Source organism: Stenotrophomonas sp. YAU14D1_LEIMI4_1 (genome assembly GCF_003086815.1).
Classification (GTDB): Bacteria; Pseudomonadota; Gammaproteobacteria; order Xanthomonadales; family Xanthomonadaceae; genus Stenotrophomonas.
In genome coordinates this window covers 654,974-678,171 of the sequence record NZ_CP025997.1, presented here as the reverse complement: position 1 = coordinate 678,171, position 23,198 = coordinate 654,974, and the positions used below count along the sequence as shown (strand labels likewise).

19 protein-coding genes are annotated in these 23,198 nt (G+C 67.8%); 12 read left to right on the top strand and 7 right to left on the bottom strand.

Annotated elements, in window-relative coordinates; all coding sequences use genetic code 11:
* Nucleotides 1–69 precede the first annotated feature (69 nt).
* Both C1932_RS03035 and C1932_RS03030 read left to right on the top strand, forming a co-directional pair.
* On the top strand, nt 70–2,898 hold the full coding sequence (locus C1932_RS03035; protein ID WP_108761189.1) for a valine--tRNA ligase: 2,829 nt from the start codon (nt 70–72) through the stop codon (nt 2,896–2,898).
* 199 nt (nt 2,899–3,097) lie between these two features.
* Complete coding sequence (locus C1932_RS03030) at nt 3,098–3,919, top strand: EamA family transporter (protein WP_108761188.1); 822 nt, start codon at nt 3,098–3,100, stop codon at nt 3,917–3,919.
* A gap of 38 nt (nt 3,920–3,957) precedes the next feature.
* Here C1932_RS03030 and rimI read toward each other — a convergent pair whose 3' ends face one another.
* The 3 genes from rimI to pssA are packed head-to-tail and all read right to left on the bottom strand — an operon-like array spanning nt 3,958 to nt 5,734.
* Nucleotides 3,958–4,455, bottom strand: coding sequence for a ribosomal protein S18-alanine N-acetyltransferase (rimI, locus tag C1932_RS03025; protein ID WP_108761187.1), 498 nt, complete (start codon nt 4,453–4,455; stop codon nt 3,958–3,960).
* The gene (locus tag C1932_RS03020; protein WP_199912022.1) at nt 4,452–4,904 is read right to left on the bottom strand and encodes a hypothetical protein; all 453 of its coding nucleotides are present in this window, start codon (nt 4,902–4,904) and stop codon (nt 4,452–4,454) included. The genes rimI and C1932_RS03020 overlap by 4 nt, the downstream gene beginning before the upstream one ends.
* A 53-nt stretch (nt 4,905–4,957) precedes the next feature.
* A complete protein-coding gene (gene pssA / locus C1932_RS03015; RefSeq protein WP_108748455.1) occupies nt 4,958–5,734 on the bottom strand; it encodes a CDP-diacylglycerol--serine O-phosphatidyltransferase in 777 nt (258 codons plus the stop codon).
* 80 nt (nt 5,735–5,814) lie between these two features.
* Here pssA and C1932_RS03010 point away from each other — a divergent pair, with 80 nt between their 5' ends.
* From C1932_RS03010 to C1932_RS02995, 3 genes are all read left to right on the top strand, one after another.
* A complete protein-coding gene (locus C1932_RS03010) occupies nt 5,815–6,192 on the top strand; it encodes a DUF4124 domain-containing protein (protein WP_108763338.1) in 378 nt (125 codons plus the stop codon).
* A gap of 583 nt (nt 6,193–6,775) precedes the next feature.
* Nucleotides 6,776–8,467, top strand: a complete 1,692-nt coding sequence (locus C1932_RS03000) for a proline--tRNA ligase (protein WP_108761184.1) — start codon at nt 6,776–6,778, stop codon at nt 8,465–8,467.
* Between the two features lie 197 nt (nt 8,468–8,664).
* Nucleotides 8,665–9,045: an H-NS histone family protein gene (locus C1932_RS02995; RefSeq protein WP_108761183.1), complete on the top strand. Its 381-nt coding sequence runs from the start codon at nt 8,665–8,667 to the stop codon at nt 9,043–9,045.
* A gap of 94 nt (nt 9,046–9,139) precedes the next feature.
* Here the strand turns inward: C1932_RS02995 and C1932_RS02990 are convergent, their stop codons facing one another.
* Nucleotides 9,140–10,399, bottom strand: coding sequence for a threonine/serine exporter family protein (locus C1932_RS02990; RefSeq protein ID WP_108748451.1), 1,260 nt, complete (start codon nt 10,397–10,399; stop codon nt 9,140–9,142).
* Nucleotides 10,400–10,491: 92 nt separating this feature from the next.
* Here C1932_RS02990 and C1932_RS02985 point away from each other — a divergent pair, with 92 nt between their 5' ends.
* Genes C1932_RS02985 through C1932_RS02970 form a run of 4 tightly spaced genes read left to right on the top strand, consistent with a single transcriptional unit; the run spans nt 10,492 to nt 14,010 of the window.
* Nucleotides 10,492–11,613, top strand: coding sequence for an ABC transporter permease (locus C1932_RS02985; RefSeq protein WP_199912003.1), 1,122 nt, complete (start codon nt 10,492–10,494; stop codon nt 11,611–11,613).
* Nucleotide 11,614: 1 nt separating this feature from the next.
* Nucleotides 11,615–12,442 (top strand): ABC transporter ATP-binding protein, encoded by an 828-nt coding sequence (locus tag C1932_RS02980; protein ID WP_108761182.1) that lies wholly within the window; start codon nt 11,615–11,617, stop codon nt 12,440–12,442.
* A gap of 3 nt (nt 12,443–12,445) precedes the next feature.
* Nucleotides 12,446–13,372, top strand: coding sequence for an MlaD family protein (locus C1932_RS02975; protein WP_108752114.1), 927 nt, complete (start codon nt 12,446–12,448; stop codon nt 13,370–13,372).
* Nucleotides 13,369–14,010: an ABC-type transport auxiliary lipoprotein family protein gene (locus C1932_RS02970; RefSeq protein WP_108761181.1), complete on the top strand. Its 642-nt coding sequence runs from the start codon at nt 13,369–13,371 to the stop codon at nt 14,008–14,010. Before C1932_RS02975 ends, C1932_RS02970 begins: the two co-directional genes overlap by 4 nt.
* A gap of 90 nt (nt 14,011–14,100) precedes the next feature.
* Here C1932_RS02970 and C1932_RS02965 read toward each other — a convergent pair whose 3' ends face one another.
* Nucleotides 14,101–14,691: an alpha-ketoglutarate-dependent dioxygenase AlkB gene (locus tag C1932_RS02965; RefSeq protein WP_108763337.1), complete on the bottom strand. Its 591-nt coding sequence runs from the start codon at nt 14,689–14,691 to the stop codon at nt 14,101–14,103.
* A 118-nt stretch (nt 14,692–14,809) separates the two neighbouring features.
* Here C1932_RS02965 and C1932_RS02960 point away from each other — a divergent pair, with 118 nt between their 5' ends.
* Nucleotides 14,810–16,867 carry a glycoside hydrolase family 99-like domain-containing protein gene (locus C1932_RS02960; RefSeq protein WP_108761180.1) on the top strand — a complete coding sequence of 686 codons (2,058 nt, stop codon included), beginning with the start codon at nt 14,810–14,812 and terminating at the stop codon, nt 16,865–16,867.
* Between the two features lie 32 nt (nt 16,868–16,899).
* Here the strand turns inward: C1932_RS02960 and C1932_RS02955 are convergent, their stop codons facing one another.
* A complete protein-coding gene (locus C1932_RS02955; protein WP_108748444.1) occupies nt 16,900–17,532 on the bottom strand; it encodes a CoA transferase subunit B in 633 nt (210 codons plus the stop codon).
* Nucleotide 17,533: 1 nt separating this feature from the next.
* Nucleotides 17,534–18,265, bottom strand: a complete 732-nt coding sequence (locus C1932_RS02950; RefSeq protein WP_108748443.1) for a CoA transferase subunit A — start codon at nt 18,263–18,265, stop codon at nt 17,534–17,536.
* 164 nt (nt 18,266–18,429) lie between these two features.
* Between C1932_RS02950 and C1932_RS02945 the strand changes: the two genes are divergently transcribed.
* On the top strand, nt 18,430–21,744 hold the full coding sequence (locus C1932_RS02945) for a DEAD/DEAH box helicase (RefSeq protein WP_108761179.1): 3,315 nt from the start codon (nt 18,430–18,432) through the stop codon (nt 21,742–21,744).
* 96 nt (nt 21,745–21,840) lie between these two features.
* Nucleotides 21,841–23,187 carry a phosphomannomutase gene (locus tag C1932_RS02940; protein WP_108761178.1) on the top strand — a complete coding sequence of 449 codons (1,347 nt, stop codon included), beginning with the start codon at nt 21,841–21,843 and terminating at the stop codon, nt 23,185–23,187.
* Nucleotides 23,188–23,198: the final 11 nt, after the last annotated feature.

The following is a 23,198-nucleotide window of genomic DNA, read 5'->3' as shown; positions in this document are numbered from 1 at the left end:
CGCGCCGGCCCCCTTGATGGGCCGCTGCCGCGCCCTGATCCTTCAACGATTACCTCCTGGTTCCCCCGCATGACCCAACTCGCCTCCAGCTACGACCCGACGTCCTTCGAGACCGACCTCTACAAGGCCTGGGAAGACGCCGGCCACTTCAAGCCGTCCGGCCAGGGTGAGCCCTACACCATCCTGCTGCCGCCGCCGAACGTGACCGGCACCCTGCACATGGGCCATGCCTTCCAGCAGACCCTGATGGATGCTCTGGTGCGCTACCACCGCATGCGCGGCTACGACACGCTGTGGCAGGTCGGTACCGACCATGCCGGCATCGCCACCGAAATGGTGGTCAGCCGCAATCTGGCCCTGGAAGGCAAGGGCGAGACCCGCGATTCGCTGGGCCGCGAAGGCTTCATCGGCAAGGTGTGGGAGTGGAAGCAGCAGTCCGGTGACACCATCGAGCGGCAGATGCGCCGCCTGGGCACCTCGGCCGACTGGTCGCGCAGCACCTTCACCATGGACCCGCAGCCGTCTGCAGCGGTGGTCGAGGCCTTCGTGCGCTGGCACGAACAGGGCCTGATCTACCGTGGCCAGCGCCTGGTGAACTGGGACCCGGTGCTGAAGACCGCCATTTCCGACCTGGAAGTGGAGAGCGCCGAGGAAGACGGCTTCCTGTGGTCGATCGCCTACACGCTGGACGAGGGCCTGAGCTACGAGCACGTCGAGCGCGATGCCGACGGCGTGGAAACCCTGCGCGAAACCCGCGATTACCTGGTCGTGGCCACCACCCGCCCGGAAACCCTGCTGGGCGACACCGCGGTGATGGTGCACCCGGAAGACGAGCGCTATGCGCACCTGATCGGCAAGCAGGTGGTGCTGCCGCTGATCGGCCGCCGCGTGCCGGTCATCGCCGATGACTACGTGGACCGCGCGTTCGGTACCGGCGTGGTCAAGGTCACCCCGGCGCACGATTTCAACGATTACCAGGTGGGCTTGCGCCACAACCTGCCGATGATCAACCTGTTCACCCCGGTGGCGGCGCTGAATGAAAACGCGCCCGAACGCTTCCAGGGCCTGGACCGCTACGAAGCGCGCAAGGCCGTGCTGGCCGAACTGGAAGACCTGGGCATCCTGGTCGAGACCAAGGCGCACAAGCTGCAGGTGCCGCGCGGCGACCGCACCGGCCAGGTGATCGAGCCCTACCTGACCGACCAGTGGTTCGTGAAGATGGACGAGCTGGCGCGTCGTGGCCTGGAGCTGGTCGAGAACGGCAGCATCGCCTTCGTGCCGCCGAACTGGATCAACACCTACCGCCACTGGATGGCCAACATCCAGGATTGGTGCATCAGCCGCCAGCTGTGGTGGGGCCACCGCATTCCGGCCTGGTTCGATGCCGCCACCGGCAGCTGCTACGTCGGCCGCAGCGAAGACGAAGTGCGCGCAAAGAACAACCTCGGCAGCGATGTGGTGCTGAGCCAGGAAAGCGACGTGCTGGAAACCTGGTTCTCCTCGCAGCTGTGGCCGTTCTCCACGCTGGGCTGGCCAAACGAACAGGCCATGGCCGAGCGCGGCTTCGACCGCTACCTGCCGTCGTCGGTGCTGGTCACCGGCTTCGACATCATCTTCTTCTGGGTGGCGCGCATGATCATGGCCACCGACAACCTGATCGGGAAGATCCCGTTCAAGGACGTCTACTTCACCGGCCTGATCCGCGACGGCCAGGGCCAGAAGATGTCCAAGAGCAAGGGCAACGTGCTCGACCCGCTGGACATCATCGACGGCATCAGCATCGACGACCTGGTGGCCAAGCGCACCGGCGGCCTGATGCAGCCGAAGATGGTGGAGAAGATCGAGAAGGCCACCCGCAAGGAGTTCCCGGACGGCATCGCCGCACACGGTGCCGACGCGCTGCGCTTCACCATCGCCGCGCTGGCTACCCACGGCCGCGACATCAAGTTCGACATGAACCGCGCCGAGGGCTACAAGAACTTCTGCAACAAGCTGTGGAACGCCAGCCGCTTCACCCTGATGAACACCGAGGGGGCCGCGTTCAACGGCGTGCCGAGCCCGCGTACCGACGCCGAGCGCTGGATCCTGGCGCGCCTGGCCGCCGTGTCCGCCGAGGCACAGGGCCACTACGCCAACTACCGCTTCGACCTGCTGGCGCAGTGCCTGTATGAGTTCGCCTGGAACGAGTTCTGCGACTGGTTCCTGGAACTGAGCAAGCCGGCGCTGAACGGTGCCGACGCGGCCGATGCCGACAGCACCCGCCACACCCTGCTGTACGTGCTGGAAGCGCTGCTGCGCCTGCTGCACCCGCTTACCCCGTTCATCACCGAACAGCTGTGGCAGCAGCTGGCCCCGCGCCTGGGCCTGGCCGAAACCACGCTGTCGCTGCGCCCGTATCCGACCGCCGACGAATTCGCCGGTGATTTCGCCCAGGCCGAGGCCGACGTGGAATGGCTGAAGGCGGTGATCAGCGCAGTGCGCCGCGTGCGCAGCGAACTGAACGTGGCCCCGTCCAAGCTGGTGCCGCTGCGCCTGCAGGCCGGCCTCGAACAGGATCGCGTGCGCATCGAACGCTTCAGCGCCTCGCTGTCGTTCCTGCTGAAGCTGGACAGCATCCAGTGGCTGGCCGAAGGCGAAAGCGCACCGCCGGCCGCCGCCGCGATCGTGGGCGAGCTGAAGTTGCTGGTGCCGCTGGAAGGCCTGGTCGACCTGGATGCCGAGCGTGCGCGCCTGGACAAGGAGATCAAGCGCGTAGAAGGCGAGAAGGAAAAGAGCGAGACCAAGCTGGCCAAGTTCACCGACAAGGTGCCGGCGGCCGTGGTCGAGCAGGAGCGCGTGCGCCTGGTCGACTGGAACACCCAGTTGGCGGGGCTGCAGGAACAGCGCGCGAAGCTGTAACGCTGCACGGGTGGGATGTGCTTTGGTAGGTGCGGACCTTGGTCCGCACTGAGCAGTGTGCCAACCAAGGTTGGCACCTACCTCACCGGGCTCTGGTAGGTGCGGACCTTGGTCCGCACTGAGCGACGTGCCAACCAAGGTTGGCACCTACCCTTCTCTGCTGGGGTTGGCCCCCCCCCTCGCATGGCATCATCGGGCGATGCCACTTTCCATCTTCCTGCTGGTGCTGGCCGCTGCTGCGCTGCATGCCAGCTGGAACGCGATCGTCAAACGCGGGCCGGACAAATTCCTCGGCACGGTGCTGGTTACCGGCAGCGCCGCACTGCTGTCAGCGGCCGCCCTGCCCTTGCTGCCGTTTCCCGCAGCCGACAGCTGGCCCTGGCTGGCGGCCTCGGTGGTATTGCAGGTGATCTACTACGGGCTGGTGGCGCGCTGCTACCAGCAGGTGGACATGAGCCTGGCCTACCCACTGATGCGCGGTTGCGCGCCGATCCTGGTCGCACTGGCCGGCAGCCTGCTCGGCCAGTCGCTGCCGCCTGCCGCCTGGCTGGGCGTGGTGCTGGTCAGCACCGGCATCCTGTGCATGGCGCTGGGCGCGCGCGGCGGCCAGCTCGGCCTGCCCCTGCTGACCGCGCTGATGATCGCCACCTATACGCTGGTCGATGCACATGGCGCACGGCAGTCAGGCAACGCATTGGCCTACACGCTGTGGCTGTTCCTGCTGTCGGGCATTCCGCTGCCGGCGTGGGCGCTGTACACCTGCCGCCGCGCCGTGCTGGCCTACGCGCGCCAGCATTGGCCGCTGGGCGTGGCCGGTGGCATCGGCACCACCGCCTCCTACGCGATGGCGCTGTGGGCGATGACCCAGGTACCGGTAGCGATGGTGTCCGCGCTGCGCGAATCGTCCATCGTCTTCGCCCTGCTGATCTCCGTGTTCCTGCTGCGCGAACGCGTGCCGCGCGCACGCTGGCTGGCGGCCGGGTTGATCATGGCTGGGGTGCTGGCACTGCGGTTGGCGTGACGGTAGCGCCGGGCCATGCCCGGCGAGCGCAGCGGCTATTACAGCGGCGGCATCACCTGCACGTCGTCAGCCACCAGCTCGATGGCCATCACCAGCGCATCTTCGCGGCCCTGTGCCGCCGGGTAGTAACGCGGGCGCCGGCCAATCTCGTTGAAGCCTTCGCTGTGGTACAGCCGCAGCGCCGGCGTGTTCGACGGCCGCACTTCCAGGAACACGCGCTGCGCGCCACGGTTGCGCGCCATCTCGACCAGCGCGCGCAGCAGCTGCCGGCCCAGGCCGCGCGACTGCACCAGCGGATCGATGCAGATGTTGAGCACGTGCGCTTCGTCAGCGGCCAGGCTGAGCACGCCATAGCCGATCAGCAGGCCGTCCTGTTCCATCGCCAGCCCGGGGTAACCCGCGCGCAGGCAGTCCAGGAAAATGCCACGGGTCCAGGGGTACGGGTAGCCGCGTACCTCGATGGCCATGACCGCATTGAGATCATTCTCGCGCAGCGCGCGCAGGTTGACCGGCCCCGGCTGGGCGACCGCACTCATGGCGTGCCCCGCTTGCGCAGCGCACGCAGCTGCGGCCACAGCGCGCGCTTGGCGGCCGGGTCACGGCGCAACGTTTCCAGCGGCCAGCTGTCCATCAATGCCTGCGTGGCCGGGTCATTCGGATTGCAGCCCGATGCACGCAGCAGGGCGATCTGCAGGCGGTCGGGCAGTCGCACCGCCGGTTGCCGCGCGTTGCCCGAGGGCAGCGGCCGCGTGGCCGCCGGCGCGGTATCCGGTGCCGCCACCGGGGGCGGCCGCCGCGGCGCAGCGGCGCGCTCGGCACGCGGTTCGAACGGAACATCGGCGCTGTCGGCAGGCGCCGTGCGCGGTGCGGATCGCGCCGGTTCCGGGGCAGGCGTCGACGCTGCCTCGGCTTCGGCCACGCTCAACTGCAGCGCCGCGTCCAGCTCGGCGGCCAGCTGGCCGTCGTGGAACACGGTGTAGCCCATGGCCTGCAGCCAGGCCTGCTGGGCCGGTGACCACAACACGGGCAGGTCCTGGCTCACGCGACCTCGGGCTTCTTGCGCAGGCGTTGCAGCGCCCACATCACCGGGCCGGACAACGCGTACAGCACACCCACCGCCAACAGCACGCGCGGCAGATCAATGACCGCAATGGCGATGGCGATCGGGACCAGGGCCAGCACCAGGAACGGCACGCGATCAGAACGGGTGCCCTTGGCAGCACCGCCCTTGAAGCTCCAGAAGCGCACCCGGCTGACCATCAACAGAGCCGCCACCACGGTGACCGCCAGCGCCACGTAGCGCAGCTGGTCACCGCTCCAGCCCAGGGTGCCATCGGCGAAGGCCCAGACGAAGGACATCATCAAGCCGGCCGCGGCCGGGCTGGCCAGGCCGACGAACCAGCGCTTGTCGACCACCGCCACCTGGGTGTTGAAGCGGGCCAGGCGCAGCGCCGCGCAGGCGGCGTACAGGAAGGCGACGGCCCAGCCGAGGCGGCCGGCCAGTTCACCGTCCAGCTTCAGTTCGGACAGCGACCAGTGGTACATCACCAGCGCCGGGGCCATGCCGAAGCTGACCAGGTCGGCCAGCGAGTCGTACTGCACGCCGAATTCGCTGCTGGTACCGGTCAGGCGCGCCACGCGCCCGTCCAGGCCATCCATCACCGCCGCCACGAACACGGCGATGGCCGCATTGACGAACTGGTCGTTGGCCGCGGCGATGATCGCGTAGAAGCCGGAGAACAGACCGGCAGTGGTGAACAGGTTGGGCAGCAGGTAAATCGTGCGCGAACGCGGCGGCGGTGTGATCGGGTCCATGGAATCCAGTTTAATCGACTTGCCAGCGGTCGGCGGCAATGCTGCAATCGGCGTTCTACGCCCATTCTGTGGAGTTTGCCATGCGTGCCCTGCCCTGCCTTGGTTTCCTGCTGCTGTTGGCCACGGCCACGGCGCAGGCCGGCCCGGTCTACAAGTGGAAGGACGCCAAGGGCGTGACCCAGTATTCGGAAACGCCGCCAGCCGGGGCGAAGTACGAAACCCGCGAGCAGGCACGCAGCCCGCAGGCGCCGGCGGCGCCCGCTGCGGAAGCGGCCCCGGTGCCGGAGCAGTGCAGCACGGCGCGTGCCAACGTGACCCTGCTGGAGGGCAGCGGTCCGGTGATGCAGGACACCGATGGCGATGGCAAGGCCGACACGGCCCTGACCCCGGAACAGCGCACCGCACAGAAAAGCCTGGCCGAAGCCGCCATCAAAGCCTACTGCCCCCCGGCCGGCTGAGGGGGTTCGGCAGGGCTTGCAGCCCTGCACCTGCTGTAGAGTCGAGCCATGCTCGACTGAAGCAACATCAACAGCGGGCTTTCCGTGGGATGGCGGGGCGGTGTGGGTGGTCAGGACACGCCGTAAACCCGTCCATGGGGGCTCGTAGGCGCCATCCATGGCGCCTGCGGTCCTGCCCACCCACACCGCCCCACCTCTGACAGTTGGCCGGCGTCTGTTGGTAGGTGTCGACCTTGGTCGACACATCTGTCAGAAATCGAATGAATTCATCTGTGTCGACCAAGGTCGATACCCACCAAGGCAGAAAGCCGATCTGGCAGATCGCGGAAGTCTGTCGAAGGCGGGGTGGGTCCGGTTGCGGGGGTGTCCGCGGCATGGATGCCGCGGCCAAGCCTACAGGGACGTACTTGCGGCGTCCCCCGCAACCGGACCCACCCCGCCAACCCACGGATAGCCCGCTTTTGACGTTGACGTTGCCGTTGCCGTCGCTCCAAGCGGGTGCAGGGCTGCAAGCCCTGCCAGTACCCCACCCCCCGGCCGGGCTGGCAGAATAGGCGTCTCTGCCGTTATCCCGAAGCCGACGATGCGCCTCTCCCAGTTCCACCTGCACACCACCAAGGAAACCCCCAGCGACGCCGAGCTGACCAGCCACCGGCTGATGCTGCGCGCCGGCATGATCCGCAAGCTCGCCTCGGGCCTGTACACCTGGTCGCCGCTGGGCCTGCGCGTGCTGCGCAAGGTGGAACGCATCGTGCGTGAGGAAATGGACCGCGCCGGCGCCGTGGAATTCCAGATTCCCACCATCCAGCCCAAGGAACTGTGGGAACAGACAGGGCGCTGGGAAAAGTTCGGCCCGCAGCTGCTGAAGATCAAGGACCGCAAGGAACAGACCTTCTGCTACAGCCCCACCGCCGAAGAAGCGGCGTGCGATTTCGCCCGCAGCGAGCTGTCCAGCTACAAGCAGCTGCCGGTGAATTTCTACCAGATCCAGACCAAGTTCCGCGACGAGATCCGCCCGCGTTTCGGCGTGATGCGTGCGCGCGAATTCCTGATGAAGGATGCGTATTCGTTCCACCTGCACGATGAAGACCTGGTGCGCGAATACGAAAACATGAAGGCGGCCTACAGCCGCATCTTCACCCGCCTGGGCCTGGATTTCCGCATGGTGCAGGCCGACTCCGGCGCCATCGGTGGCGACGCGTCGCAGGAATTCCATGTGATCGCCGATTCCGGTGAAGACGCGCTGGTGTTTTCCACCGGCTCCGATTATGCGGCCAACATGGAAGCGGCCGTGGCCGCCGATCCGGCCCCGCGCGCGGCCGCCGCTGAAACCCTGCGCAAGGTGGACACGCCCACCCAGAAGACCTGCGAAGACGTGGCCGCCCTGCTCGGCATCGACCTGCAGCGCACGGTGAAGTCGGTGGCGCTGATGACCGAGGCCGGCTTCGTGCTGGCCCTGGTGCGCGGCGACCACGAAGTAAATGAGATCAAGCTGGCCAAGGTGGCTGGCCTGGAAGACCAGCGTTTTGCCAGCGAAGCGGAAATCGCCGAGCACCTGGGCAGCGTGCCCGGCTTCCTGGGCCCGGTCGGCCCGGCCAAGGCGATCCGCGTGCTGGCCGACCGCGAAGTGGCGGCCATGGCCGACTTCGTGGTCGGTGCCAACGAGGCCGGCTTCCATCTGGCCGGTGTCAACTGGGGCCGCGACCTGCCGGAACCGGAAGTGGTGGATATCCGCAACGTGCGTGCCGGTGACCGCGCCCGCGACGGCGGCGAGCTGAAGATCGCCCGCGGCATCGAGGTCGGCCACGTGTTCCAGCTCGGCCGCAAGTACGCCGAAGCGCTGCAGGCCACCGTGCTGGACGAGAACGGCAAGGCCGCCGTGATGACCATGGGCTGCTACGGCATCGGCATCTCGCGCGTGGTGGCCGCCGCCATCGAACAGAACCACGACGACGCCGGCATCATCTGGCCTGAGGCGATGGCGCCCTGGCAGGTGGTGGTGTGCGTGATCAACCCGAAGGGCGATGCGGGCGTGGCCGAGGCCGCCGCTGCACTGCTGCAGGAACTGCGCGACGCCGGCCTGGATGCAGCGCTGGACGACCGCGGCCTGCGCCCGGGCTCCATGTTCGCCGACATGGAGCTGATCGGTGTACCGCACCGCGTGGTGGTGAGCGAGCGCGGCCTGGCCGCCGGTACGTATGAGTACCGCTCGCGCAAGGCCAGCGAGGCCGAGAGCCTGGACAAGGCCACCCTGCTGCAGCGACTGCAGGGCTGATGGAAAGACCGGGGTCCGCCCCGGTCTTTTTTTTGCGTCCACCGGTGGCATCAGCGTCTGAATATGTCGGCAGTCGCAATTCGTAATATCAGAAACCAATAAATGTTTGTGCTGGCAGTAAATCGACATTACCCTGTCCAGCGACCGCCATGGACCGGCTCGTCCCTGTCCATCACTGCATTTCCCGGAGTATTTGAATGAGCATCGACCTGAGCGGCCTGTCGGCACGTGAGCTGGGCGCCCTGATCCGTACCGCCAAGAAGCAGCAGACCATCGTCGCCAAGCGCCGCCCGATCACCAAGGTCCGCGCCCAGCTGACCAAGCTGGCCAAGACCGAGGGTTACACCATCGACGAGCTGTTCGGTGGCGCTGCCGCCCCGGCACCGCGTGCACGCAAGGCTGCCAAGGCTCCGTCCAAGACCGCCGGCCGCAAGCTGGGCAAGGTGGCACCGAAGTACCGCAACCCGGCCAACCCGAAGGAAACCTGGACCGGCCGCGGCAAGCAGCCGCGCTGGATGGCCGAGCTGACCGCCAAGGGCAACAAGAAGCCGGAAGATTTCCTGATCAAGAAGGCCTGAGTCCTGCCCGGGCTTGAATGAGAAAACGCCGGCGAAAGCCGGCGTTTTTTACTGCCCGGATGTGTGGACCAACGGTCCACACCCACCGGCATCATCACAGGGTCTTGCGCGCCGGCATCAGCAGGTTGCCGAACAGCAGGCCGGCCACCAGCGCCATCACCACGTTCAGTACGGTCAGGAACACGCTCTGGCCGGCGCCCACGTCCTGCTGCTGCACCAGGGTCAGCACGCCGCGCAGGCTGGTGCTGCCGGGCACCATCATGATGATGCCGGGCAGGCGGATGATCGCACCCGGGCGACCCACCAGTCGACCAAACAGATTGCCGCCGGCGGTCAGCAGCATCGCCGACAGGAAAATACCCGCCGGTGCGCCCCAGGCGTGGCCGCCGAATTTGGAAATGGCATAGCCGGCCACCGAGGCGGCAATCACCCATGGGTAATCGCGCCGGTTGGCCTTGAACAACATGGCGAATGCGAAGGCCGCGGTCAGCAGCGAGCCCCATTCCACCCACGGCCCCTGCGGGCGCGAGGCACGGATCACCGGGTCCAGGCCCAGCACATCGGCCAGGGTGACCGCGATCATCGCGCCCACGCTCAGTTTCATGATGGTGGTGAGCGCACCGGCAAAACGCGCCGTGCCCGAAACCCAGTGCTGGCTGGCCAGCTCGTTCACCGCGTTGGTCAACGACATGCCCGGCAGCAGCACCACCAGCGAGGCGATGATGACGGTGTTGAGATTCAGCGCGCCCACGAACGCCGCCACCAGGGTGGCGACCATGCCGGCCAGCAGCGCGGCCAGCGCTTCGCCGGCTTCGCGGGTGGCCGGACGGCGATCGGTCAGCATGCCCAGCAGGCCGATCATCAGGCCGATTACGCCAGCCGTGGCGATATCCAGCCACGGCAGCTTCCACATGCCGGCCACGCCGGCCGCGCCCAGGCTGAAGGACAGGATGGTGCGCAGCTTGCCGCGGCGGCCCGGATCCTTGTCCAGCTGGCGCAGCGCGGTGTGTCCCTGGGCAAGGCTCATGCGCCCGTTGGCCACTTCCTCGGCAATGCGGTCGGCCACGCTCAGCTTGTGCAGGTCGTTCTCGCCCGGCGCCAGGCGGATCACCCGGGTAATGTCACTGGAACCGATGGCGCGCGCGGGATCGCTGAAGCTGAGGATGATGCCGGTGGGGTTCGACCACGGCTCACAATCCAGGTCCAGTTGCCGCGCCAGCGCCACCACGGCGGCCTCCAGGCGCTGGGCCGTGGTGCCATAGCTGTGCAGGCGACCGGCGATCTCGGAAACAAAGGCCACGCGCTGCGCATAGGTGGCCTGGGGCGTGGGGATGGCGTGAGCATCGGCGGACATGCGCCGTAGTATTACCTACAGCGGGCCCGGCAGGAGAAATTCATCCCGGTTCGACGCGACGTGCAATTCAGAACGGTTATGCTGCGACCCGAATGGCCCCCATGACCCCGAACCACAGCCCCCGGCTGGAACAGGATGCCCACGATCCCGGGCTGATCCATCTGTCCGGCCACTGGACCTTGAAGACCGCACTGGCGGCGGCCGAGGTGCTGCGCGACGTTCCCGAGAAACTGACCGGCATCGACGCCACCGCCATCGAACAGCTGGATTCGGCCGGCGTGCTGCAGGTGCTGCGGGTGGCCCATCGTGCCGATCTGGGCGAACAGGCCCTGCACTTCCGGCCCGACCACCAGGCACTGGTGTGCACCATCGAAGAAGTGGCCGACGACCGGCCCAAGCCCAAGCGCGACTTCGGCGTGCTGGCCGCGCTGGAGCGCTTGGGTGTCAGCGTCCACACCACCGGCCACAACATCAAGGCGCTGTGCAGCTTCCTGGGCGAGAACCTGGTCAAGGCCGCGCGCCTGTTCAAGGAACCGCGCCGCTTCCGCCTGACCGCCACCGTGCACCAGATGGAACAGGTGGGCCTGGACGCGGTACCGCTGGTGGCGTTGCTGTCTTACCTGGTGGGCGCGGTGATCGCCTTCCTCGGCTCCACCATCCTGCGCGACTTCGGCGCGGAGATCTACGTGGTGGAACTGGTGAACATCGCCTTCCTGCGCGAGTTCGCCGTGCTGCTGACCGCCATCGTGCTGGCCGGCCGCACCGCCAGCGCGTTCACCGCGCAGATCGGCGCGATGAAGGCGCGCGAAGAGATCGATGCGATGCGCACCCTGGGCCTGGACCCGATCGATCTGTTGGTGCTGCCACGCCTGCTGGCACTGCTGGTCACGCTGCCGCTGCTGACCTTCATCGCGATGGCAGCCGGTCTGGCCGGCGGCATCACCGTGGGTGCGTTCGACCTGGATATTCCGCCGCAGATGTACATCGCGCGCATGCACGAAACCATGGAAGTGCGGCACATGCTGGTGGGGCTGTCCAAGGCGCCGGTGTTCGCCCTGGTGATCGGCCTGATCGGCTGCCTGGAAGGGCTGAAGGTGGAAGGCACGGCGCAGTCGGTGGGCGAACGCACCACGTCCAGCGTGGTGCAGACCATCTCGCTGGTGATCATCATCGACGCCTTCGCTGCGTTGTGGTTCATGCATATGGACTGGTGAGATGAGCACACACCCACACCCCGATGACACCCCGATGCGCGATGACCAGGGCCACGACCTGGCCATCCGCGTGCGCGGGCTGACCAACCGCTTCGGCAGCCAGACCGTGCACGAAGGGCTGGACCTGGACGTGCGCCGCGGCGAGATCCTCGGCGTGGTTGGCGGTTCGGGCACCGGCAAATCGGTGCTGATGCGGTCGATCCTGGGCCTGCGCGTGCCCGACGCCGGGCAGATTGAAGTGCTGGGCCGCGACGCACGCGCCGACGATGCGGAAAGCCGCCTGCACATCGAGCGCAACACCGGCGTGCTGTTCCAGGATGGCGCCCTGTTCTCTTCGCTCAGCGTGGGAGAGAACGTGCAGGTGCCGCTGAAGGAACACCACCGCGAACTGCCCGAACGCTGGCATTACGAACTGGCCCTGCTGAAGGTGAAGCTGGCCGGCCTGCCCGCCGATGCCATCAACAAACTGCCGTCGCAGTTGTCCGGCGGCATGCGCAAGCGCGCTGGCCTGGCCCGTGCGCTGGCGCTGGACCCGCCGCTGCTGTTCCTGGACGAGCCCACCGCCGGCCTGGACCCGATCGGCGCGGCCGCGTTCGACCGCCTGATCAAGACCCTGCAGGAAGCGCTGGGGTTGACCGTGTTCCTGATCACCCATGACCTGGACACGCTGTACGCCATCTGCGACCGGGTGGCGGTGATCGCCGACCACAAGGTGGTGGCCAACGCGCCGCTGCCGGACATCGAGAAACTGGATCATCCGTGGATCCAGGAATACTTCCACGGACCCCGCGCGCGCGCCGCGCGTGGCGAACAGATCGAGAGTGCCTGAGCCATGGAAACCAAAGCCAACTACGTGCTGATCGGCGCGTTCACCCTGATCACCGGCCTGGCCCTGCTGGCCTTCGGCCTGTGGGCGGCCAAGTACTCCTCCGACCGCACCTGGCAGGAATACCGCGTGGTGTTCCGCGAAGCGGTCACCGGCCTGTCGGTGGGCAGCCCGGTGCAGTACAACGGCATCGCGGTGGGGTCGATCACCGAACTGAACCTGGTGCCCGACGACCCGCGCCAGGTCGTCGCGCGCATCCGCTTGAATTCCAACACGCCGGTGAAGACCGACACCCGCGCCAAGCTGGCCATCACCAGTCTGACCGGCCCGTCGATCATCCAGCTCAGTGGCGGCACCCCGCAGGCGCCCACCCTGACCACGGTGAACAAGGACCCGGCACCGATCATTCCGACCACGCCGTCGGCGCTGCAGAACATCACCGACGTGGCCAACCGCATCGTCGAACGCATGGACCAGATCCTGAGCGACCGCAACGTTGCCTCGATCAACGCCACCCTGGCCAATCTGGAAACGATCAGCGGCGGCCTGGCCGACCGTGACCAGGGCACCCAGGCGCTGCTGTTGAGTGCGCGCGACGCGGCACGCAGCCTGGATACCACGCTGAAGACCACCAACGGCACCATCGAGCGCCTGGACAAGAACCTGGTGCAGCAGCTGCCGGGCATCATCGACAAGCTCGATGCCACCCTGGGCAAGCTGGATTCGGCCGCTGGCAACGCCGATTCGATCCTGGGCGAGAACCGCGCGGCCATCAACAGCTTCGCCAACGATGGCCTGGGCCAGCTGGGCCCGACGCTGACCGAACTGCGCGGCCTGATCCGCGACCTGCGCCGGGTCAGCGACCGCCTGGAAAACAACCCCGCGCGCTACCTGCTGGGCCGCGATGCACCGAAGGAGTTCGAACCCAAATGAGCCCGATGACCCTTCCGCGCCTGCTGCTGGCCGCCTCGGCGGTTGCCCTGCTGGGTGGCTGCTCGATCCTCGGCAGCGGCGACAAGAACCCGGTCACCCTGTATTCGCCTGCGGTGCAGGTGAAGGTGGACCCGGCCTGGCCGCAGGGTGACTGGCAGCTGGTGCTGGCCAAGCCCAGCGCCGCGCGCATGGTCGACAGCCCGCGCATCAACGTGCGGCCCACGCCGTCGGAACTGGAGATCTACCGCGGCGCCAGCTGGGCACAGCCGGCCACCGACATGATCGAAGACACCCTGCTGCGCGGCTTCGAAGATTCCGGCCGCCTGCCCGGCGTGGCCCGCGTGGCCGCCGGCATCCGCGCCGATTACAAATTGACCACCGACGTGCGCCGCTTCGAGTCCGACTACCAGGGCCAGGCCACGCCGACGGTGGTGATTGAACTGAACGCCAAGCTCATCCACGTGGCCGACCAGCGCGTGGTGGCCGACCGCACCTTCCGCCAGCAACAACCGGTGGGCAGCACCGACGTACCGGCTGTGGCCGCCGCGTTCGAACGCGGCCTGCAGCAGCTGGCGCAGGACGTGGTGGGCTGGACGCTGGTGAGCGGGCAGCGCGACCGCCAGGCGCTGCCGCGCTGAGATTGCAGGGGTCGGATCCCTTCCCGCAGGGAAGGGCTCTGACCCCGCCTCCATGCCCCCTTCCCGCAGGAACGGGTTCTGACCCCGCCGTCACCCGCGGGGGGGGATCCACCGGAATGTCAGGTTGATGCGCTCGCCCTGCACCCGCGCCATCTTCGGCAGCGCGTGCTGGTAGAAGCGCTGGGTGCTGCCGCCCATCAGCAACAGATCGCCATGGCCCAGCAGGAACTCGGCCTTCCGCGCTGGTTCATCGCGGCGGCGCAGCAGGAAGCGGCGTGCCGTGCCCAGGCTCAACGAGGCGATCAGCGGTCCAGGCCCCAGCTCTGGCTCGTCATCGCTATGCCAGCCCATGTAATCCCCGCCGCTGCGGTAGCGGTTCACCAGCACGCTGTTGAAGCGGCCGATGCCTTCGGCCAGCAGCCGTTCACGCAATGATTGCAGCAGCGGCGTCCACGGCCGCGGTTCGAACAGTGCGCCGGAATAGCGATAGCGCGCCTGCGGATCGCCGATCCAGCAACTCAACCGCGGCGAATCCACCCAGTTGCCGAACATGCGGATGCGGTGGACCTCCCACGGCAGTTGCGCCTGTAGGGCCGGCAGCAGGGCATCGGCCGCAGCGGGGGGCAGCCAACCCGGCAGGTGGCGCACATCCGCGTCGGGCAGTTCATGGGGAAACAGCATCGCCACACGCTAGCACGGCCGCGTTTGCCGTCGTGGCCGCCAGCACCGAAAATGGCGGCATGATCGTTGCCACGCTTCCGCCGCCTGCCATCCACGCCCACTACCGGGGCGCCCAGCCATGAGCGGCGGCCGCCTGCGCCAGGCCCTGTTTCCGCTGCTGCGCGCGGTGTTCCGTGCATTGCCGATGTCGCAGGCACAGCGCGACCGCCTGCGCACCCGTCTGCTGGCCCGACATGGCGACTGGGTGCCCCCGCCGCCGAAGGGGCAGCAGGACACCGGTGGCCCACGGGCCAGCGCGCAGCTGCGCTGGCGCGCCGACGAAGCCGCCATCGGTCACCGCCCGCAGCAGGCGGCCGCGCTGCCGGAGCCGATGCCCGCCACCCTGGTGGCGTTCTACCTGCCGCAGTTCCACACCTTTGCCGAGAACGACGCGTGGTGGGGCAAGGGCTTCACCGAATGGCGCAACGTGACCCGGGCGCTGCCGCAGTTCGAAGGCCACATCCAACCGCGACTGCCGGCCGACCTGGGGTTCTATGACCTGCGCAATCCGCAGGTGATGCGCGACCAGGCGCAGCTTGCCGCCGAGCACGGCATCGGCGCGTTCTGCTTCTATTACTACTGGTTCAGCGGCCGCACGCTGATGGAAGATCCGCTGCGACAGTGGCTGGACGATGACAGCATCACGCTGCCGTTCTGCCTGTGCTGGGCCAATGAAAACTGGGCACGGCGCTGGGACGGCCGCGACGACGACATCCTGATCGGCCAGCAGCACAGCGCCGATGATGACCTGGCATTCATCGCCCACGTGGCGCCGTACCTGCGCGACCGCCGTGCATTGAAGGTCGATGGCCGGCCGATGCTGCTGGTCTACCGCCCGAACCTGCTGCCCGATGCACGCGCCACCGCCGAGCGCTGGCGCCGCTGGTGCCGCGACAACGGCGTGGGCGAGATCCACCTGGCCTATGTGCAGGGCTTCGAACGCCCCGATCCGCGCGACATCGGCTTCGATGCGGCGGTCGAGTTCCCGCCCAACATGAGCAACCCGCGCTCGCTGTCGGCGCAGCAGTGGCTGCTCAACCCCGATTTCAATGGCGATGTGCGTGACTGGCGCGAGCTGGCCAGCGAGATCGCCGCCCGCCCCCTGCCCGATTACCCGCTCTATCCCGGGGTCAACCCAGGCTGGGACAACGAGGCCCGGCGTTCCGGGCGCGGGCGCGTGTATCTGCATGCGTCGCCGCGCGGCTACCGCGACTGGCTGCGCAGCACCGTGCATGAGCGCCTGGCGCAGGCCCCGCAGAACCAGCGCATGGTGTTCATCAATGCCTGGAACGAGTGGGCCGAGGGCGCCGTGCTGGAACCGGACGCACGGCTGGGGCATGCCTGGCTGCAGGCCACCCGTGAGGCGTTGTCGCCGGCAGTGCCGACGCAGCCACAGCCGGCGCTGCACCTGCACGCGTGGTATCTGGAAACCCTGCCGGAAGTGCTGTCGGCAGTGAAGGAAACGGCACTGCCCTGGCGACTGGTGGTCACCACACCGGCAACGCAGGTCGACGCGGTTCGCGTTGCGCTGGTACAGCACGGACTGCAGGGTGACATCGTTGCAGTGGAAAACCACGGCCGCGACATCCTGCCCTTCCTGCAGGTTGCCGAAAGCCTGCTGCAGGATGGGCACGAGGTGGTGCTGAAGCTGCACACCAAGCGCTCCACCCATCGCGCCGATGGTGACCAATGGCGCCAGGAACTGCTGCAGCGGCTGGTGCAGGGTGGCCGCGCCGCACGCATCCTGGCAGCGTTCCAGGCAGACCCGAGCCTGGGTATGGTGGTTGCCGAAGGGCATCTGCTGGCCGTTGCCGATTTCATGGGCGGCAATGGCCCCGCGGTGCAGCGGCTGCGCACGCGCCTGGGCCTGTCGCTGGACCCCGCTGCCAGCGTGTTCGGCGCCGGCAGCATGGGGTGGTGGCGGCTGCAGGCGTTGCGCCCGCTGCTGGACGCGCATCTGTACCGCAGCGACTTCGATCCTGAGCAGGGCCAGATCGATGGCACCCTGGCCCACGCCATCGAGCGCGTGCTGGGCGCCTGCTGCGAACACACCGGTCTGCGTGCAGCCACCGCAGCAGCCTGCCTGGGCGAGCCGGAAGCCAGCGGCACCGACTACGCCTACGCCCGCCGCAGTTGAGCAGCGGGGGCCAACGGCCCCCGTGCGTTCAATCAGGCGCGTGCGAACGCGACGCCGGTCTTTTCCTTCAGTTCGTCATCGCCCACGCCCGGCGCGGCCTCCACCAGCAGCAGGCCGTTGTCGGTCACGTCGAACACGGCCAGGTCGGTGATGATGCGATCGACCACGCCCACGCCGGTCAGCGGCAGCGAGCATTCGGCCAGGATCTTGTGCTCACCGTTCTTGGCGGTGTGTTCCATCAGCACCACCACGCGCTGCACGCCGGCCACCAGGTCCATCGCACCGCCCATGCCCTTGACCATCTTGCCCGGCACCATCCAGTTGGCCAGGTCACCCTTGTCGGTCACCTGCATGGCGCCCAGGATGGCCAGATTCACGTGGCCACCGCGGATCATCGCGAAGCTGTCGTGGCTGCCGAAGTAGCTGGCACCGGCGCGCGCGGTCACGGTCTGCTTGCCGGCGTTGATCAGGTCGGCGTCCACTTCACTGTCGGTCGGGAACGGGCCGATGCCCAGCAGGCCGTTTTCCGACTGCAGCCACACGTCCACGCCTTCGGGAATATGGTTGGCCACCAGGGTCGGCAGGCCGATACCCAGGTTCACGTAGGCACCATCGGTCAATTCACGGGCAGCGCGGGCCGCCATCTCGTCACGGGTCCACGCCATCTCAGTTGCCCTCCGCGCGGATCGTGCGCTGTTCAATGCGTTTTTCGGGATGCGGGTTGTGCACGATGCGGTGCACGTAGATGCCCGGCAGGTGTACCTGGTCCGGATCGATCGCGCCCACCGGCACCACCTCTTCCACTTCCACGATGCACACCTTGCCGGCCATCGCGCAGGCCGGGTTGAAGTTGCGCGCGGTCTTGCGGAACACCAGGTTGCCGGCCTCGTCGGCCTTCCACGCCTTCACCAGGGCCACGTCGGCGCGCAGCGCGGTTTCCATCACATAGTGCTTGCCGTCGAATTCACGGGTTTCCTTGCCCTCGGCCACCACGGTGCCGTAACCGGTGGCGGTGAAGAAGGCCGGAATGCCCGCACCGCCGGCGCGCAGGCGCTCGGCCAGGGTGCCCTGCGGGTTGAATTCCAGTTCCAGCTCGCCGGCCAGGAACTGGCGTTCGAACTCCTTGTTCTCGCCCACGTAGGACGAGATCATCTTCTTGATCTGCCGCGTTTCCAGCAGCTGGCCCAGGCCGAAGCCATCCACGCCCGCATTGTTGGAAATGACCGTCAGGCCCTTGGCGCCACTGTCGCGCAGTGCTGCGATCAGTGCTTCGGGAATGCCACACAGGCCGAAGCCGCCCACGGCCAGGATCTGGCCATCGGCGACCACGCCCTGCAGCGCCTGCGCCGCCGAGGCGAAGCGCTTGCTGCGCTTGCTGCTGGAAGTCGATTGCTGCATTGCTGTACTGCCCTGCACGGTAAGAATGAGGGCATTCTAGCCGCAGGCCCGCCCGGGCCCTGGATGCGCCGCAGCATTGTCGGGGCGTTGCAGGGGCTTTGGGTAGAATGCCGCACCCTCCACGCAGCGTGGTTCGCACCACGCCGCCGCCCCCCCAGGTAGCGATGGCCCTGACCTACACCGACGAAGATCTTCTGCGCTGGATCGACGAACGCACGCTGCAGAAGACCGCACACTACCTGTCCAGCGTGCGCGACCTGCAGTTGCAGGGCGACACGCTGAGTGCCGACGTCCAGGGCAGCGCGCGCCAGCCCTACCATGTGGAAATCGACCTGGCTGCCAGCACGCGCACCGCGCGCAGCCGCCTGCACAGCCACTGCACCTGCCCGGTGGGGCAGAACTGCAAGCACGTGGCCACGGTGCTGGTCATCCAGCTGCTGGAACCCGGCCTGGCCCAGGACCCGGCACCGTTGAGCGCGCAGGACCTGGCCATGCCGCCGCGCGCCGAACTGCTGGACGAACTGTCGCGCTGGCAGGCCACGCGCAGCACGCCGGCGCGCGTACAGCCGCGTGGCATCGCCTTCGACCTGGCCACCATCCAGAACCGGCCGGCAATCCTGCCGCACCGCACCCACCAGGCCGCCGGCGGACCGCTCACCTTCGAAAAGCTGCTGGAGGTCACCCCCGACCTGCTGCTGGAACCGCCCGGCTACCTCAGCCAGGACGACGTGGCCGTGCTGGCGCAGCTGTGGGCGTTGCGCCAGGGCCGCATGAAGGGTCGTCAGTTCGATATCAATGCGACCCTGCAGCTGATCGTGGCCAGCGGCCATGGCTGGATCCATGGCGACGGCCCGGGCCAGCGCGTGCCCGCCCGCAGCGGTGCACCGCGCCGTGGCACCCTGGGCTGGCGCGCCCTGCCGCAGCAGGGCACGACCCTGCCCACCCCCTGGCTGGAGGTGGAAGGCGGTGCGCAGGGCATGGTGCTGGGCCAGTCGGCCTGCTACCTGGACCCGGCCACCGGCGAGGTCGGGCCGCTGCTGCTGGACGTGGCCGTGGCCGACGCCGATGAGTTCCTGGAGCTGCCACCGCTGCTGCCCAACGAAGAACCCATCGTGGCCCAGCTGCTGATGCAGATCGACCCGGCCCTGCCGCGCCCCGGCGGCGACGCCGCGCTGGCCACGCTGCAGGTGCAGGCCATGACCCCGGTGCTGCGCCTGCATACCGTCGAATTCCGGCCCGCCTGGCTGGGCTACCGCGCGCCGTCGCAGTGGGCCGACGTGGCCACCGTGGCGTTCGAGTACGACGAACACGTGCGCTTCCTGGATGACCCCACCCTGTTCGCGCACGATGCCGAGGGCCGCCTGGCCCTGCTGCCGCGCGATCTGGCCGAAGAAGCCCGGCGCGAAACCGAGCTGCGCAGCGCGCAGCTGTACCGCGACCAGAACCCGCGCGCCGTGCTGGAAGGCGCCGGCCCGCAGTTCGACCTGCGCACCCACGACTGGACCCATTTCCTGCTGGATGAAGTGCCGCGGCTGGAGGCACTGGGCTGGAAGGTCGAGCCCGCCGACGATTTCCGCCACCGCATCACCCGGGTGGACGATATCCAGCTGGATATCCAGGCCGACCCGAAGGACGAGGGCTGGTTCACGCTGGCGCTGGACATCCAGGTCGATGACCGCAGCGTGGCCCTGGCGCCGCTGCTGCAGCAGGTGCTGCAGACCGATCCGCGCTGGCTGCGTGGGCAGATCGACAGCATTGGCGACGACGAGAACATCCTGCTGTCGGCCGGCGACAACACGCGCATCGCGCTGCGCGCCGGCCGGCTGAAGCCGGTCATCGCCCTGCTGGCCGACCTGTTCACCCAGCGCGGCGGCGCCCTGCGCCTGTCCGCGCGCGACCGTGGCCGCCTGCGTGCATTGCAGGACGATGCCCGCCTGCAGTTCAAGAGCCGCAAGGACACCCGGGCGCTGGTGCAGCGGCTGATGCAGGCGCCCGCGCTGGGCGAGGTGGAACCGCCCGCCGGCCTGGCCGCCACCCTGCGCCCGTACCAGCGCGAGGGCCTGGCCTGGCTGCAGTACCTGCGCCAACAGGACCTGGGCGGCGTGCTGGCCGACGACATGGGCCTGGGCAAGACCCTGCAGACGCTGGCGCACATCCTGCTGGAAAAAGAGGCCGGGCGCCTGCAGCAACCGGCCCTGGTGGTGGTGCCCACCTCGCTGCTGCACAACTGGCAGAGCGAAGCCGCGCGCTTCACTCCCGACCTGCGCGTGCTGGTCCTGCACGGCAATGACCGCACCGATGACTTCGCCCGCATCGGCGAACACGACCTGGTGCTGACCACCTACCCGCTGCTGTGGCGCGATGAAGCGGCGCTGCAGGCCCACGATTACCACCTGTTGATCCTGGACGAGGCGCAGCAGGTGAAGAACCCGAAGTCGCGCGCCGCGGTCACCCTGCGCACGCTGCATGCACGGCACCGGCTGTGCCTGACCGGCACGCCGCTGGAAAACCACCTGGGCGAACTCTGGACCCAGTTCGATTTCCTGCTGCCCGGCCTGCTGGGCAGCGAGAAACTGTTCAACCAGCACTGGCGGCACCCGATCGAACGCGGCACCGATCCGCAGCGCGCGCACCTGCTGGCGCAGCGCCTGCGCCCGTTCATGCTGCGCCGGCGCAAGGACCAGGTGGCCACCGAACTGCCGGCCAAGACCCTGATCACCCGCAGCGTGGCGCTGGAAGGCGCGCAGCGCGATCTGTACGAAACCGTGCGCGCGTCGATGGAAGCCAAGGTGCGCGAAGCGGTGGCCAGCCAGGGGCTGGGCCGCAGCCACATCGTGGTGCTCGATGCGCTGCTGAAACTGCGCCAGGTCTGCTGCGACCCGCGCCTGCTGCCCGGTGAAGCGCCGGCCCGGCAGGCGCCATCGGCGAAACTGGAACTGTTGCGCGACATGCTGCCGGAGATGGTGGAAGAAGGCCGCCGCATCCTGCTGTTCTCGCAGTTCACCAGCATGTTGGCGCTGATCGGCCAGGCCCTGGACGAGCTGGGCCTGGGCTATGTGCAGCTGACCGGCGACACTCAGGACCGGGCCACCCCGGTGCAGCGTTTCATGCAGGGCGAAGTGCCGATCTTCCTGATCAGCCTGAAGGCCGGCGGCGTGGGCCTGAACCTGACCGCGGCCGACACGGTCATCCATTTCGACCCCTGGTGGAACCCCGCAGCGGAAAACCAGGCCACCGACCGTGCGCACCGCATCGGCCAGCAGCAACCGGTGTTCGTGTACCGGCTGATTGCCGCCGGCAGCATCGAAGAGCGCATCGCCGAGCTGCAGCAGCGCAAGGCCGCGCTGGCCGATACCCTGCTTGAAGGCGCCGATTCGGCCGCACCGCGCTTCAACGATGAGGATCTGGAAGCGCTGCTGGCCCCGCTGCCGGGGGTGACACCGAAGGCGCGGCGACGGCGGAAGGCCAGCACCACCTGAGCCATGCGCCGGTCAGCTGTCGTTGGGGCAATGGAAACGATTCCCACACAGGGCTGGGATTACACTAGCCAGCTGATATCACCAAGGACTCGCTCGATGCCCCTGCCCGCCTTCAAGGCCTATGACATCCGCGGCCGCGTGCCGGAAGAACTGAACGAAGACCTGGCCCGCCGTATCGGCGTGGCCCTGGCCGCGCAGCTCGCCCCCGGTCCGGTCGTGCTGGGCCACGACGTGCGCCTGACCAGCCCGGCCCTGCAGGATGCGCTGGCCGCGGGCCTGCGCGGCGTGGGCCGCGAAGTGATCGACATCGGGCTGTGCGGCACCGAGGAAGTCTATTTCCAGACCGACCACCTGGGTGCGGCCGGCGGCGTAATGGTGACCGCCAGCCACAATCCGATGGACTACAACGGCATGAAGCTGGTGAAGGAAAACGCGCGGCCGATCAGTTCCGATACCGGCCTGTTCGCCATTTCCGATGCCGTGGCCGCCGATACCGGCAGCGAGCAGCCGCCGAGTGCCGCGCAGACCGCGCAGCACGACAAGAGCGCCTACATCCAGCACCTGCTGAGCTACGTGGATGCCAGCAAGCTGAAGCCGCTGAAGCTGGTCGTCAACGCCGGCAACGGTGGCGCCGGCGCCATCGTCGACCTGCTGGCACCGCACCTGCCGTTCGAGTTCATCCGCATCTGCCATGAGCCCGATGGCAGCTTCCCCAACGGCATTCCCAACCCACTGCTGCCGGAAAACCGCGCAGCAACGGCCGAGGCCGTGCGCGAACACGGCGCCGATTTCGGCATTGCCTGGGACGGTGACTTCGACCGCTGCTTCTTCTTCGACCACAGCGGCCGCTTCATCGAGGGCTACTACCTGGTCGGCCTGCTGGCCAAGGCGATCCTGGCGCGCAACCCGGGTGGCAAGATCGTGCACGATCCCCGCCTGGTCTGGAACACCGTGGACATGGTGGAACAGGCCGGCGGCGTGCCGGTGCTGTGCAAGAGCGGCCATGCCTTCATCAAGGAAAAGATGCGCGCCGAAGATGCCGTGTATGGCGGCGAGATGAGCGCGCACCATTACTTCCGCGAATTCGCCTATGCCGACTCGGGCATGATTCCGTGGCTGCTGATCGCGCAGCTGGTCTCTGAAAGTGGGCGTTCGCTGGCCGATTGGGTGGAAGACCGCATGGCGGCCTACCCGTGCAGCGGCGAAATCAACTTCAAGGTGGCCGATGCCAAGGCCGCCGTGGCCCGGGTGATGGCGCACTTCGCGGACCAGGCACCGGCGCTGGACCACACCGATGGCATCAGCGCCGATTTCGGCCAGTGGCGCTTCAACCTGCGCAGTTCCAACACCGAGCCGCTGCTGCGGCTGAACGTGGAAGCCCGTGGCGATGCAGCGCTGATGCAGGCGCGCACCGACGAAATTGCAGCTTTGCTGAAGGCCTGAGCGGAATCCTG

What these genes read in the sequence shown, in the direction of transcription:
- C1932_RS03035 (WP_108761189.1), top strand. Translation starts at nt 70, where the DNA reads ATGACCCAACTCGCCTCCAGCTACGACCCGACGTCCTTCGAGACCGAC.
- C1932_RS03030 (WP_108761188.1), top strand. Translation starts at nt 3,098, where the DNA reads ATGCCACTTTCCATCTTCCTGCTGGTGCTGGCCGCTGCTGCGCTGCAT.
- rimI (WP_108761187.1), bottom strand. Translation starts at nt 4,455, where the DNA reads ATGAGTGCGGTCGCCCAGCCGGGGCCGGTCAACCTGCGCGCGCTGCGC.
- C1932_RS03020 (WP_199912022.1), bottom strand. Translation starts at nt 4,904, where the DNA reads ATGGGCTACACCGTGTTCCACGACGGCCAGCTGGCCGCCGAGCTGGAC.
- pssA (WP_108748455.1), bottom strand. Translation starts at nt 5,734, where the DNA reads ATGGACCCGATCACACCGCCGCCGCGTTCGCGCACGATTTACCTGCTG.
- C1932_RS03010 (WP_108763338.1), top strand. Translation starts at nt 5,815, where the DNA reads ATGCGTGCCCTGCCCTGCCTTGGTTTCCTGCTGCTGTTGGCCACGGCC.
- C1932_RS03000 (WP_108761184.1), top strand. Translation starts at nt 6,776, where the DNA reads ATGCGCCTCTCCCAGTTCCACCTGCACACCACCAAGGAAACCCCCAGC.
- C1932_RS02995 (WP_108761183.1), top strand. Translation starts at nt 8,665, where the DNA reads ATGAGCATCGACCTGAGCGGCCTGTCGGCACGTGAGCTGGGCGCCCTG.
- C1932_RS02990 (WP_108748451.1), bottom strand. Translation starts at nt 10,399, where the DNA reads ATGTCCGCCGATGCTCACGCCATCCCCACGCCCCAGGCCACCTATGCG.
- C1932_RS02985 (WP_199912003.1), top strand. Translation starts at nt 10,492, where the DNA reads ATGGCCCCCATGACCCCGAACCACAGCCCCCGGCTGGAACAGGATGCC.
- C1932_RS02980 (WP_108761182.1), top strand. Translation starts at nt 11,615, where the DNA reads ATGAGCACACACCCACACCCCGATGACACCCCGATGCGCGATGACCAG.
- C1932_RS02975 (WP_108752114.1), top strand. Translation starts at nt 12,446, where the DNA reads ATGGAAACCAAAGCCAACTACGTGCTGATCGGCGCGTTCACCCTGATC.
- C1932_RS02970 (WP_108761181.1), top strand. Translation starts at nt 13,369, where the DNA reads ATGAGCCCGATGACCCTTCCGCGCCTGCTGCTGGCCGCCTCGGCGGTT.
- C1932_RS02965 (WP_108763337.1), bottom strand. Translation starts at nt 14,691, where the DNA reads ATGCTGTTTCCCCATGAACTGCCCGACGCGGATGTGCGCCACCTGCCG.
- C1932_RS02960 (WP_108761180.1), top strand. Translation starts at nt 14,810, where the DNA reads ATGAGCGGCGGCCGCCTGCGCCAGGCCCTGTTTCCGCTGCTGCGCGCG.
- C1932_RS02955 (WP_108748444.1), bottom strand. Translation starts at nt 17,532, where the DNA reads ATGGCGTGGACCCGTGACGAGATGGCGGCCCGCGCTGCCCGTGAATTG.
- C1932_RS02950 (WP_108748443.1), bottom strand. Translation starts at nt 18,265, where the DNA reads ATGCAGCAATCGACTTCCAGCAGCAAGCGCAGCAAGCGCTTCGCCTCG.
- C1932_RS02945 (WP_108761179.1), top strand. Translation starts at nt 18,430, where the DNA reads ATGGCCCTGACCTACACCGACGAAGATCTTCTGCGCTGGATCGACGAA.
- C1932_RS02940 (WP_108761178.1), top strand. Translation starts at nt 21,841, where the DNA reads ATGCCCCTGCCCGCCTTCAAGGCCTATGACATCCGCGGCCGCGTGCCG.